This window comes from Cyclobacterium sediminis, from assembly GCF_054781075.1.
Genome location: NZ_BAAGVC010000044.1, coordinates 157,601 through 170,963 on the forward strand (window position 1 = coordinate 157,601; position 13,363 = coordinate 170,963).

A 13,363-nucleotide genomic window follows, 5' to 3' on the forward strand; every position below is an offset into this window, starting at 1 on the left:
AACACGTAACGAACGCAAACTTCTAAACATTTTGACTTAATCGACTGCTTCCTATTCCATACTTATTGCCAGTAAAATCAACTTTGTCTTGCGACTTAGCGAGTAGAAATATAATAAATAAATTGAAATAAAAAAAAATATATGAAGGAAATCGACAACCATTTTATTGAAAAAATTTCTGTCGATATATATTCTAAATCAGTGGAGAATGCCAAGTCTATAGAAAAAAATATAGACACTTTTATTGAGGACTATATCATTCCCTCTGTTACCAAATATCTTGATGAATTGGAGAAGGAGTTGCATTATGCTTCCATACAGATTCCTGAGATAAGTATCTCTTTGGAACTTATGGAAGAGGATTTTTCAGACCCTAGTTTTGTTCAGCATGCATTTATAAACCAATTTAAAAGAGCAATATCAAAAGCAATTTCAACGACAGCCATAAATGACTTTAAAGGAAGAGAAAAGAAAGGTGCACTTGTTCCAAGTAATTGGGCTCAGGATTCTTTTTCAAAAGAAGGTAGTGAAACAAGCTTAGCTTTAAATTCAGTTGAAAATACTTTGAAGTCGTGGATCTATTTTTTGGAATATGGAAACCTTCCCTGGTGGAATGGTGTAAGGCAAGCAAGAGAAAATTTCACATGGGAAAAAATTAGCACTTTATTAAGTGAATATATAGATAGGGAAGGATTGCTTAAAAAGTTTCAACAAGCATCATTTCTGGAAAGGGTATTGAGTCAATATGCAAATGATGATATCAAGGAATTAATATGGATGATGATTGAGAATAGTGCCCTGATAAATAAATCACAATATGATCAAATAATAGAACAATTGAGGAATGACCAAAAAGTTATTTTCTTTAGGTTCATTATAGGTTTAAGCTTGAGAAAAGTATTGAATGTTAGAGAAGATCTAATATTTCAAGTCTACCATTCTAAAGTCGCCACCTCGGAAAGGAAAATAGTAGAGAAAATCTTCAGAGAAGTCATAAAATTTGATGATATTAAAGGGAGAAATAAAGTTCTTCCTTTGGTGTATGAATTTTTAGATGGAAATAAGGGATTCGCTGATGAATTACCGGACATGAAAAAGGAAAGGGAGATAATTTCCGAGGATTCTTTAGAGACCTATTATATAAACAATGCAGGTCTTATTTTACTACATCCCTTTTTGAAGGCATTTTTTAAAGATTGCCAATTGATGGATGAAAATGAAAAAATAGTTGATGCAGATTTGGCAGTTCACGCCCTGCATTTCCTATCTACTAAGGAGGAGAAAGCATTCGATTTTGAATTTGTTTTAGAAAAATACCTGATAGGCCTAAGTCAGAACATAACTATAGCAAGAGAGGTGGAAATCTCCAATGAAATTAAAGAAAAGACGGATAAACTCTTGGGAGCCTTGAAAGAAAATTGGACAAGGTTGGGCAGTACAGGCTTGGATACGATTAGAAACGAGTTTATTAATAGAAACGGTAAATTGGTGATTGAAGGGCATTCCAATCACTTATTTGTGGAGAGAAAAGCCCAAGATGTTTTACTGGACAGTATTTCATGGAATATTTCCTTGGTAAAACTGCCTTGGCAAAAAAGACATTTGTTTGTAAACTGGTAACAAACATTCTTATGAAAAGACATGGTTTTAGAAAGTCATCCGTAGGTTTGATGAATCCTGCATTTCAAAGCAAAGAAGGCAATGGATTTTTTCGTCGACAACCGGATAGAAAAGAAGCTTTAATTCCAAATGCTGCCAATGATCATTTTTTTGATCCCCTCCTACAAAGAGCCACTGAAGAAAATGAATCAGCAGATCCGGTACAGAGTAAGGAAGATGCTGAAGATAAGGTAAGCATGAAAGAAAATGCTGAGGAAGAAATAAAAAAACAAGCGATTTCGGAAGAAGAACCGGTACAGAAGGCAGAAGAGGAAGAAGCTGTTCAATCCAAAATAGAAGATAGTTTGCAAAAAGTAGAAGAAGAGGAACAGGTAAGTGCTTCAAGTGAAGAAGAAGAGGCCGTTCAACAAATGTCTGAAGAGGAGGAAGCTGTTCAGTCCAAAACGGAAGAGGAGGAACCTCTCCAAGCAAAAAACGAGGAAGAAGGCATTCAAGCCAAGGATGATGGATCAAAGGAAATTAAAAGAGGCCAAAGTCAGGCCGATAGCATAGAAAGTACACTTTTTCAAGAAAAGGGTAAAGGCATGGCCCTAGCGCCTGATGTCAAACAAAAGATGGAGAATAGTTTTGATTCTGATTTTAGTAAGGTTAGAATTCACACGGGTCAAAAAGCACAAATGATGTGTAAAAAGATTCATGCCAAAGCCTTTACCCATGGATATGACTTGTTTTTTGGTCAGGGACAATACCAACCGGAAACCAAAGCAGGAAAACACTTATTGGCGCATGAGCTTACGCATACCCTACAGCAGAAAGGAAAAACCAAAAAAACTGTCCAACCCAAATTAAATGATGGGCATGATTTTCATCCAACAAGTAGATTTTCCACCATTGAACTACTTGAAGATATATATGACAATTATGCAGTCTTGAAAATAGGCTCTAGTGGAAAAGAGGTGATGTTATTGCAACATGCATTAATTGGTTTAGATTATCGATTACCTAAATATGGTGCAGATGGATCTTTCGGTGGGGAAACTAGTAGAGCTGTAAAAGCTTTTCAAGCAGATATGGGATTGACCGTCGATGGAATCGTTGGTAGGAATACTATAAATTATCTAGACAAACTTGACAGAAGAGTGGATGTTGCCGATCCTGAACTACTGGTTACCATTGATACTAAAATCAACTTAAATAATGTAATAGCGCAAGCCGGAGCGATTCCTTCAAATACCTTAAACCCCGTTGATTTGGGGAGGGTATTTCCTGAAAATATTGAGGTTAGATTAAAAATGGTAGAAAATGGTGGCATTTGGCACCCGATAATTACCGGATTAACAGGTCATTATTCAGTTCAAACACGTTTGCTTCCGGGAATGAAGGAAGTCACAGGGCCGGGAGGAAACACCAGCGAAGATAATTATTGCGATCAGATCAAGGATTTAAACAGTAAGGCGCTTTCTTATGTAGATTGGTATATGGAGGATGCTATTTTAGCCCACGAAAGAGTTCATGCCTCCAAAATGCGTGAGGCTTTGATTTCACCTATCGTATTGAAACCTTTAGAAAAGTCGATAACTGATTTGGCTTTTCCAAAAAGTAACTTGGCCTTCAATGAAAAGGTGGCTGAAGTGATGCTAAGAATGGATAAAAGGTTTGAAGACGCAGTTTTTGAAGCAGAAATAGCCTGGATAGAACAGTTTATTAGTGTTATAAAGGCTGACCATGGAGACCCGAAAGGTTCCGGTCCAGCATATAAAGAAGGGAAAAAAATTGTAATGCCGATGATTAATAAAATCCGAAAACATGCCAAAGCAAACAATTGGTCTTCATGTCCTCATGGCAGTTCTTAAGATGAAAAGGGTTTCGAATAGTTTTTGAAATGTAGTCAAAAAATGAATTGATGCAAGCAATTGTATGAGCCACTTTAGTTCCAAATCTAAAACCAGCAGAGGTCATGCCTCACAAAACCAGCCTGATCAATTTTTTCAGGCCAAATTAACGGTTGGACAGCCAGGTGATCAGTATGAGCAAGAAGCTGATGCCATGGCAGACAAGGTGGTGCAAGAAAAAGCTCAAGATGATACCATTCAAGCTCAAGCAGAGAATAAAATTCAGGCGCAGTCAATTGCAGAAAGGGTGACACCTTTGGTTCAGAGAAGGTCAGATGATCAAAAGGTTCAGGCCAATGGGGATGAGGAAGAACAACTTTCTATGGAAGCTGAAGAAGGTGAAAGTGAGGAAGCTGTCCAAATGAAGCAACAAGCATCGGCTGATCCTCCAGTTGGTTTTGAACAGCAACTTAATCAAAATTCCGGGGGGGAAGCGATGGATCAAGAAACCCTATCGGGTATGGAGCAATCCTTTGGTGCAGACTTTAATGAGGTTAGGGTACACACAGACAGCCAGGCAGTACAGATGAGCCAAGCCATAGGCGCTTATGCCTTTACCCATGGGAATGATATTTATTTCAATGACAACCAATATAACCCTAAGGAAGATTCCGGACAGCACCTTTTAGCACATGAGTTGACCCATACGATTCAGCAAGGAAGTAGTCCAGCAATACAAAAGAGTACGATCCAAAAAGAAGGAGAAGAGGAAGCAGCTCCGGAAATGGAAGAAGAAACCGGGATTCTCGACGAAAGTGCCAAGACCATTACCTTTGACAAAATCCCAATCCCGGGCTTTAAGCTGCAAGACCATAGGGGAACATTGTTTAGTAGCAAGGCACCGCTTAAAAGGAAAAACAATTATTTACGAGGCAATACGAACCAAAGGGATGGCGTTTGGAGGGAAGAAATTAGCACAGCAAATATAACGACGAAGTTAAATACGCTTTATGAAGAACACCATAAAACACCCCCTACGTCAGATACTACTCATGTTTTTAAAGCAAAAACCAATGGGCGGGGAGTAAAGCCAACCTTTATTGGAAGTGCAGATACTATTTCTAAAGAGTTAACTACTCCAGGGTGGGGAAAGGATAAAAGTTATCGAAACTTTCATGTTGATCATATTGTGGAATTGCAGTTGGCCAACTGGAACACGGCAACCTGGCCCAATACTCTCGAAAATATGGAGTTGTTGGATGCCAGCAAAAACACTTCTAGTGGTTCTGTAATTAAAGGTCAAATTACTGAAAAACTCAATACTTTTAGAGAAAAACATGGTACACAATATCCCGGCGGTGATGCCACCTTCAAAAATAATTATACCTTGGTTTTTAACCAGGCAGAAGCATTAGCAGGAGGGGATGGAAATGCCACGGAAAACGAATTTTGGACCCAAGACCAAATTGAGAGGGGAGATCATTTAGAACCCATAGAAGTAGGCAATTTAGCAGATATAGGTAGTGAAGGGGAGGTGCGTATCTTTCCCAATGAATCGGGAGGAATAAGCAAAAAGTTTGTATGGACAGGAGAGGGCAGCCCTGTGAGATCTGCTGAGAAAAACTGGTTGGGAAAACCCTTCAGAATTACTGCCAAGCAGTTTGTTACAGAAGGTGAAAATGTTGAAAACACAGAAAATCTTGGCAGCATCTCAGTAAACATACCCTCATCTGATAAAACATGGGCTCCATGGCCGGAAGACAAAGTTTTTCCAGTTAAACGCTACCCCGGCTCTAAGTATGCAGGATACCTAACCAAACAATCCATTAAGTCAGGTTTGTATGGATTGCGTATTAAGAAGGCAAGTCCCGTGGAAATCCTTGAGTTGGATTTATTGCCTACTGGTATAGAGGCCTACGGGCAGATACTTCCCAGTATTCCCATTTTCGAAGGCAGCCCTATTGAACTGTTTATTTCCAATGGAGAAATTCGGGTATCAAAAACCTTTGCCATTGAAGAAATCAATGTTCCTGCTCCTTTTGAGATCAGTGATAGTTCATTGACCATATTTGCAAGTTCCAGAAATGGCTTAGGATTGACCGGCCAAACAAATTTTGCCATCAATCAGGTAGGTGAAGGTCATATTAGCGCTACAGCATCTACTGCTTCAGGTTTTGAACTTGAGGGGGCATTTAATTTTGATTCTGAATTATTTGATCCGGCGGAGATCAATATGGAATACAAGGAAAATATCTGGACCATAGGTGGAGAAATAGGAATTCCGGAGGGCAAATTAAGGGGTATCAAATCCGCAACCATTACGGCCAGTTACAGTGAGAACAATTTCTCAGCAACAGGTGAAGCAGAATTAGATGTTCCGGGGGTAGAACGGGGTAATATGGCTTTCAATTTTGGAGAGGACGGTTTTTCTTTCAGTGGAGATTTTGACTTAAATAGTGATATACCGGGGATTACTGGAGGAAATGTAGCGGCCAGTGTTGCCAAACCTGCAGGAGCGGAGAATTATGAAATAATGGTTACAGGTACTGCTAATCCAGACATACCGGGAATTTCATCAACACTGACCGTAACCTACGAAAATGGTGCGCTAACCATAGAAGGCTCAGCTGCCTATAGCCGAGGTATGCTGAGTGGAACAATAGAAGTGGGAGCCACCAACCGAGCTATTGGTGAAGATGGACAACCAACAGGTGATCCGGATGAGACCATGCGGGTGTATGGTGGAGGAGAACTTACGCTTCAACTAACCCCTTGGCTCGCTGCAACTGCAGGAGTAAGGTTACTTCCCAATGGGGAAATAGAGGTAACAGCCAGGCTGGCTTCAGAAAGTTATGAAGTTTTCCCAAGAAAAGAATTCAATAGGAATTTGTTTAGGGCGCCAACCATAGAAATCCCTTTATTTGCCATTCCCATAGGTCCACGAAGTATTGGCCTCGTAGCTCAAATTGGAGGTGGTTTGGATTTTACCGCAGGATTTGGACCGGGAGAGCTCAGAGAAATTTCAGCAGAAATCACTTATAATCCCGAAAGAGAGGATGAAACTACCATCAGCGGTCATGGGGAGTTTGCCATTCCGGCAGATGCAGGACTTACCTTAAGAGGGGACTTGGGATTGGGCGTAAGTGTAGCCATAGCTAGCTTGACAGGAGGTATAGAGTTAACCGGGGAATTAGGTTTGGAAGGGGAAGCGGCAGCTGAAGTAGATTTAAATTGGGGACCTCAAACCGGCCTGTCACTAGATGCAACCGGAAGGATTACTGTAAATCCTAAATTTATCTTTGAGGTGAATGCCTTTGCAAGAGCAAGTCTCGGTGTAGGGCTTTTGTCGGTGTCCGAAACATGGCGACATAATTTGGCCGGTTTTGAATGGGGGCCTGACATACAATTTGGATTGGTGTTTCCCGTCAATTATCGTGAAGGAGAACCTTTTGATATGTCTTTCGATGATATTGAAGTGATTTACCCTGATTTGGATATTGCCAATATGGGCAAAGGACTTGCACGAGATATTAAAAACGATTTATTCGATTAAATGAGTATTATGGAAAAAGAGAAGGCAATAGCCTTGAACAATGAGGGGGCCAGGCATTTTTTGAATCAATCTTTTGGTAAGGCAGAGGAATGTTACCTTAAAGCTTATGCCATAGACCCGAACAATACCTCCCTATTAAATAATATGGGACTATTTTATCAGCAACAAAAAGCCATAGATAAATCTATAAGCTTTTTTGAAAAAGCAATAGCAATTACTGTCAAGCCTCATTTCCTGGTTAACTTGGGAAATGCCTTGTCTATGAAAGGTAAATTTGAGTTGGCATGGAAAAAGTATTTTGAAGCGAATGAGCGGTTTCCTGAACATGAAAATGCAAAAATTGGTCTGGCCAAGTTAGCTACACATATTAATAAACTGGATCAAGCGGTTCAAATATGGCAAAGCATCATAGCTTCCAATCCAAGTGAACAGCATAAGACTCAACTGGTCAAGGTTTATATGAAGAAGCGGGCGTGGGAAAGAGCCATCCAATTGTTAAATGCCATGGAATCGGACAGTAAGGGAGGCGAGTTATGGTTTTTATCGGGACAATGCGAATTGCAGTTAAAAAATTACGGATTAGCCCTTAAAGCATTTAAATCAGCATTGGCTGAGGAGCCGGACAATACCAGCTATCGGCATTATTTGGCCATGACTTACCTTGGTATGGGGAATGTGGAGGAGGGATTGGATCAATTGATAAAAAATGAACGGTTGGCGCCCGAAAACCCGGCCATATTAACAGATATAGCTGTGGTATATATGAGTAAAGGAGATTTTGATGCCGCTTCAAACTACCTCAACAAAGCATTGAATTTTGCTCCGGATTTTGAAAAAGCCTTGTATTACAAGTCTCAAATTAATTCTGCCCGACAAAAACAAAATTGATAAACAGTAGGTATTTGTAAAGATTTATGAAACAATTGTTGATTTTTTTGGAAAAGGTGATCAAAAGCAGAATGGACCATGAACTTGGGAAAACAGAAACATTGGCAAAGCCAAATCTGGATTTGTTCTTTGATTCGAATGATTTTCTGGGAAAAACAATCAAATCCCTTGATATAAAGAATCAGGAGTTGTTGCTGTTATCATTGGCGATGGTACCCTATATCAATCCGGGATTTTTGAGTAAAATGGTTCAGGACTACTTTCCCGAAGGGACTTCTCTACCGGAGTTTGGAGGCTATAAAACAAAATACCATAGGGGAATTATTCCTACAGGAGAAACCCTCATGTATCTTCTGGCAGGGAGTGACCCTGACTCCAGAAAGAAATATTTTTCAATATTCAGAGATTCCAGATTATTAAAGGAGGGGCATATTATTCTTGGAGAGGCAGCTGAAGAAGAACCATTTTATGCTGCCCCTTTGTATCCTGATCAGGAATTTGCAGATAAAATTTTAATGGAAAGTATTAGACCTCCAAAACCAAGCCCCAATTTCCCTGCAGAAAGGATTCAAACCGACCTAAATTGGGACGACTTGGTTTTGTCTGAAAAAACACTAAAACAAATTAAGGCTTTGGAAGACTGGCTGATTTATAATGATCGGCTTATGGAAGAATGGGGTTTGAAAAAAAGTGTAAAGCCAGGTTATAGGGTTATGTTTTTTGGTCCTCCGGGAACAGGAAAAACCCTTGCAGCAGGTTTATTAGGGAAATATACCGGTAAAGAAGTATACAGAGTAGATTTATCTTTGGTAGTTTCAAAATACATTGGAGAAACAGAAAAAAATCTTTCTAGGCTTTTTCAAAAAGCATCCGGTAAAGGATGGATCTTGTTTTTTGATGAAGCTGATGCACTTTTTGGTAAAAGAACCAATCTAAAAGATGCAAAAGACAAGCATTCCAATCAAGAAGTAGCTTATTTGCTTCAAAGAATAGAAGCTTATCCGGAAATGGTAATCCTTGCTTCTAATTTTAAAAGTAATTTAGATACTGCTTTTATTAGAAGGTTTCAGACGATTATTGACTTTGAGCCTCCCGGTGTAGCAGAAAGACTGGCTTTATGGAAGCAGTATTTACCGAAAACGGTAAAGCTAGAAAATAAAATAGTGATAGAAGATTTGGCACGAAAATACCAATTGACCGGAGCCAATATTGTCAATATAATCCAGCAATTGGGATTAAAGACTTTGGCAGGAAAACAAAGTCAAATCAATGAAGACTTATTGATCCAATGTATTCGATATGAAATTCAGAAAGAAGGTAAAATTCACTGATTTCCTTTTCACCCAAAATTTAAAAGTAGTTTAACCAACCATCACGATGAAAGAAAAAATAAAAGTAGTCCAGCAACTCTTGGCAGAAAAAGGCTTGTACAATGGAGCAATAGATGGTGATTTTGGACCTAAAACCCTTGTTGCGCTTAATCAGGTAGCAGGTATCCCCCAAAACCTTCCACAAGTAAGAAAAATCACCATGATGATACAGCTAGGGGCAAGGGAGAAAGGTTTTAATTCCGGAGCAATTGATGGGATGTGGGGCCCTCAAACCCAGTTTGCCTTTGAAGAATTGGTGTATTTGCAAAAGTTTGGTAAGCCAAGTGATCCTTGGAGACCGGAAGACATCAACCCCATGAATCGATGGCCAAGGCAGCATTCAGCTGCTTTTCATGAATTCTACGGGCTTAGGGCCAAAAATCTGGTTACCATTCCTGTGCCCTACGAAATGAAAATTGCTTGGGACATGAGGTACAGGGCAAGAAAGATTACTTGTCATAAAAAAGTAGCGGAAAGTTTATACCTGGTGCTGGAAAATGTCCTTAAAATATATGGGGAAAATGAAATTAATAGATTGGCATTGAATAGATTCGGTGGCTGTTTCAATAACAGGTTGATGCGTGGAGGGACGCAATGGTCTACCCATTCCTGGGGTGTAGCCTTGGATTTTGACCCGGCGAGAAACCAATTGAAGTGGGGTAGAAATCAGGCCGCATTTGCACATCCTGTATACAATGACTGGTGGCGTTGCTGGGAAGAAGAAGGTTGGGTTAGCCTTGGGAGAAGAAGAAATTATGATTGGATGCATGTACAAGCGGCTGAAATATAATCTCAACCCATAATCCTAATTCGACCTAAGATTTTCATTTTGCAATTGGTTTTACATATGGGTTTTATGGGGGCAATCTTGAAGGGAAGAAGCTTTGTGCCAAAACCACTAGCACATAGTCCTAACTGGACACTATTGACAGATAGCTAAATATTACAAGCGCTTATTAGGGTGGGGATGGAGAGATCGGATAATCCTCTTTATAGAGGTAAAATCATTAGGTTTTCCCTAATAAGAAAATTATTTAAGCTATTAAGGCTCAAAATATTTGATATGCAACTTTGATGTTCTAATTTTAGAGGATAAAGAAATTACTGCAATTGATTTTTATGGATGAAGCATTTCTTTATGCAATGGCAATTTTTTATTTAACAATGGGTGTGATGCATTTTGTAAAACACCGTTTGTTTACAAGTATTATTCCGCCCTTTATTCCTGTACCCAACTTGGTAAATAAATTAGTAGGGGGTATTGAGCTGGGATTAGGGCTTGGCTTGTTTTTTGAAACAAGTCGTACTGAAGCTGCCTATGGAATCATCCTTTTGTTAATTGCGGTTTTTCCAGCCAATCTATACATGTATCAAAGAAAGCATTTAGGTATTCCAAAGTGGTTGTTGTTGATAAGACTACCGATACAATTGGTATTAATTGGCTGGGCATATATGTACACTTAAATTAGAGAAAATTGACTTTTAGTGAATTTAATTTTGTTCCTGAACTACAAGAAGGTTTGGACGCAATGGGTTTTGAAAAAGCAACCCCAATACAAGAACAAGCAATACCAATTATTTTGGAAGGCAAAGATATCATTGCCACTGCACAAACCGGAACAGGTAAAACAGCTGCCTTTATCTTGCCTGTTCTCAATAAAATAAGTAAAAGTAAGGGAAAAGGCGTTAAGGTATTGATCATTGCTCCAACCCGAGAATTGGCCATTCAGATTGATCAACAAATTCAAGGCCTCGCCTATTTTTTAGGTATTAGCTCAATACCAATTTATGGAGGAGGGGATGGAAAGGTATGGGAACAACAAAGAAAAGCCTTGGAAATGGGTGCCGATATTGTCGTTGCTACACCGGGAAGGTTAATCGCTCTGCTGGCAGGAGGGAAAGTGAAATTTGACAGCCTGGAAAACCTAATTCTAGATGAAGCAGATAGAATGCTGGACATGGGCTTTTCAGATGATATATTAACAATTGTCAAACACCTTCCGCAAAAAAGGCAAACCCTGTTGTTTTCAGCAACCATGCCTCCAAAAATCAGGCAGTTTTCTCAACAGATTTTACACAAGCCGGAGCAAATATCTATTGCCCTTGGTAAAACTGCAAAAGGTGTAAGTCAATATGTTTATCATGTTTATGATGGGCAAAAAGAAACATTAGCCAATCATATTCTTAAATCTCAAGATTATCAGGCGGTCATCATTTTCTGCTCCACCAAAGACAAAGTTAAGTCTTTATTTAAAACCCTAAAAAATTCATTTATGGTGGAGGCTTTTCATGCTGATTTGGATCAGAATGAGCGGGAAAAAATCATGTCAGCCTTTAAGAACAAATCGCTCAAAATATTGGTAGCTACAGATATCCTTTCCAGAGGCATAGATGTGGAAGACATAGAACTGGTAATCAATTTTGATAGTCCGAATGACCCGGAAGATTATGTTCACCGAGTAGGAAGAACAGCCAGGGCAGAGAAAAAAGGAAAGGCTGTAACCTTCGTAAATGAGAAAGACAGGTACAAGTATAGAAATATCGAAAACCTTATCGGCATGGAAATTGAGGTATTGCCTAACCCGGAAGATATCGGTGCAGGGCCTGATTTAAATAAAAAGCATGCTAAGAAATCTTCTGGAGGAAATAAAAGGTCTTCATCAAATTATAAAAAGAAAAAGCCATTTAGAAAACAATCTAAACCTAAAGAAAATAGAAATTCAAATAGCCCTGAAATTGGAAATCAGGAAACCAAGGCTAAAGCCAAACCCGCAGATGGAAAAGGGAAGTTTCGTGAACGTAAAAACATAAAAGATGGGCTTGATTAATTGAAATCAAATTAAATCATACCTATGCTTGCATCTGAAAAATCTGTATACATAATTGGCGCTGGAATATCCGGTTTAGTAGCGGCAATAGAATTGGAAAAAGCCGGATATTTCCCGGTGATTCTCGAGGCTTCAGATGGTATAGGAGGAAGGGTTAAAACTGTTGAAGCCTACGGTTATCTGCTCGACCAGGGTTTTCAGGTCTTGCTTACCTCCTACCCAGAATTGAGTAGGTACCTTGATTTGGATAAACTGAACTTGAAGAAGTTTAAACCCGGAGCGATAATTTTTGAAGGAGGAGAAGACTCATTTGCTGTACATGATCCCATAAGGAATCCTCTGAAGTTGTTTTCCATGGCTTTTTCTAAAGTGGGGACAGTCTGGGACAAATACAAAATGTATTCCCTTACTAAAGCACTTAAAGAGAAGAGTATAGAAGAAATTTTTGACAGCCCCCAGCAATCAACTATAGCTTACCTGGAAGGTTATGGCTTTTCGAAAAGAATTATTCATAATTTCTTCAAACCATTCTTTAAAGGGATTTTTCTTGAAGAAAATTTATCAACTTCTTCTGCAATGTTTGAATTCGTTTTTAAAATGTTCGGAGAAGGTTATGCTGCGGTTCCTGAAAAAGGGATGGGAGAAATAAGCCGTCAACTTTATGCTCAACTTGAGCACACACAGGTAAGGTTTCAAACCAAAGTAACTTCGATAGAAAAAAACACGATTCATTTGGAGTCGGGGAATCAATTGACTGCTGACCAAATTATTATTGCAACAGCTCCAAATGAGATCATTGGCAAAGAAATATTGAAATACCACAAGGTTACCAACTTGTATTTCACTTTACAGCAATCCTTTATTGGTAAGCCGATGATAGGACTTGTACCTGATGAGGAATACCTGATAAATAATCTGGTATTTATGACAGATGTAAGTAAGCGTTATTCCAGTGATGGGCGAGCACTTCTTTCTGTTTCCATCACCAAGGATATTAGAGGTGTTGAATCCCTAGAAAATCAGGTTTCCAAGGAGTTGGAAGCATTGACAGGTATCAATGCCAATCATTTTGAACACATCAAAACTTTTTCGATTGACAACGCACTGCCAGTACTTTCAGAAGTTAAAAACACACTACCATTGCAACACGTGAAACTGTATGATAATGTTTATCTGGCAGGAGATCACCTTTTGAATGGCTCAATAAATGCAGCCATGACCTCCGGAAGACTTGCAGCCAAGACTTTGATGGCCAATGACGTATAGCTAGGT

General features: G+C 39.1%; 9 protein-coding genes. All 9 read left to right on the forward strand.

Going from position 1 to position 13,363, the window contains the following annotated elements:
- The first annotated feature begins 141 nt into the window (after window positions 1-141).
- The 9 genes from ACYVHJ_RS22780 to ACYVHJ_RS22820 all read left to right on the forward strand — a co-directional run bounded on the left by ACYVHJ_RS22780 (window position 142) and on the right by ACYVHJ_RS22820 (window position 13,357).
- A complete protein-coding gene (locus ACYVHJ_RS22780) occupies window positions 142-1,620 on the forward strand; it encodes a contractile injection system tape measure protein (RefSeq protein WP_460519717.1) in 1,479 nt (492 codons plus the stop codon).
- Between the two features lie 11 nt (window positions 1,621-1,631).
- Window positions 1,632-3,473, forward strand: coding sequence for an eCIS core domain-containing protein (locus ACYVHJ_RS22785; RefSeq protein WP_460519719.1), 1,842 nt, complete (start codon window positions 1,632-1,634; stop codon window positions 3,471-3,473).
- Window positions 3,474-3,537: 64 nt separating this feature from the next.
- Window positions 3,538-7,005 carry an eCIS core domain-containing protein gene (locus ACYVHJ_RS22790; RefSeq protein ID WP_460519722.1) on the forward strand — a complete coding sequence of 1,156 codons (3,468 nt, stop codon included), beginning with the start codon at window positions 3,538-3,540 and terminating at the stop codon, window positions 7,003-7,005.
- 9 nt (window positions 7,006-7,014) lie between these two features.
- Window positions 7,015-7,893, forward strand: coding sequence for a tetratricopeptide repeat protein (locus ACYVHJ_RS22795; RefSeq protein WP_460519725.1), 879 nt, complete (start codon window positions 7,015-7,017; stop codon window positions 7,891-7,893).
- 26 nt (window positions 7,894-7,919) lie between these two features.
- Window positions 7,920-9,224 (forward strand): ATP-binding protein, encoded by a 1,305-nt coding sequence (locus tag ACYVHJ_RS22800; RefSeq protein ID WP_460519728.1) that lies wholly within the window; start codon window positions 7,920-7,922, stop codon window positions 9,222-9,224.
- A 46-nt stretch (window positions 9,225-9,270) separates the two neighbouring features.
- Entirely contained in the window at window positions 9,271-10,053 is a 783-nt protein-coding gene (locus ACYVHJ_RS22805; protein ID WP_339900877.1) for a M15 family peptidase, read from the forward strand.
- A 329-nt stretch (window positions 10,054-10,382) separates the two neighbouring features.
- Window positions 10,383-10,727, forward strand: coding sequence for a DoxX family protein (locus tag ACYVHJ_RS22810; RefSeq protein WP_460519732.1), 345 nt, complete (start codon window positions 10,383-10,385; stop codon window positions 10,725-10,727).
- Between the two features lie 11 nt (window positions 10,728-10,738).
- Complete coding sequence (locus ACYVHJ_RS22815) at window positions 10,739-12,091, forward strand: DEAD/DEAH box helicase (RefSeq protein ID WP_460519735.1); 1,353 nt, start codon at window positions 10,739-10,741, stop codon at window positions 12,089-12,091.
- A gap of 24 nt (window positions 12,092-12,115) precedes the next feature.
- The gene (locus ACYVHJ_RS22820) at window positions 12,116-13,357 is read left to right on the forward strand and encodes an NAD(P)/FAD-dependent oxidoreductase (protein ID WP_460519738.1); all 1,242 of its coding nucleotides are present in this window, start codon (window positions 12,116-12,118) and stop codon (window positions 13,355-13,357) included.
- The last annotated feature ends 6 nt before the right edge of the window (window positions 13,358-13,363 follow it).

Coding starts and splice junctions, on each gene's coding strand:
- ACYVHJ_RS22785 (WP_460519719.1), top strand. CDS start 1,632: ATGAAAAGACATGGTTTTAGAAAGTCATCCGTAGGTTTGATGAATCCT.
- ACYVHJ_RS22820 (WP_460519738.1), top strand. CDS start 12,116: ATGCTTGCATCTGAAAAATCTGTATACATAATTGGCGCTGGAATATCC.
- ACYVHJ_RS22805 (WP_339900877.1), top strand. CDS start 9,271: ATGAAAGAAAAAATAAAAGTAGTCCAGCAACTCTTGGCAGAAAAAGGC.
- ACYVHJ_RS22780 (WP_460519717.1), top strand. CDS start 142: ATGAAGGAAATCGACAACCATTTTATTGAAAAAATTTCTGTCGATATA.
- ACYVHJ_RS22795 (WP_460519725.1), top strand. CDS start 7,015: ATGGAAAAAGAGAAGGCAATAGCCTTGAACAATGAGGGGGCCAGGCAT.
- ACYVHJ_RS22800 (WP_460519728.1), top strand. CDS start 7,920: ATGAAACAATTGTTGATTTTTTTGGAAAAGGTGATCAAAAGCAGAATG.
- ACYVHJ_RS22790 (WP_460519722.1), top strand. CDS start 3,538: ATGAGCCACTTTAGTTCCAAATCTAAAACCAGCAGAGGTCATGCCTCA.
- ACYVHJ_RS22810 (WP_460519732.1), top strand. CDS start 10,383: ATGGATGAAGCATTTCTTTATGCAATGGCAATTTTTTATTTAACAATG.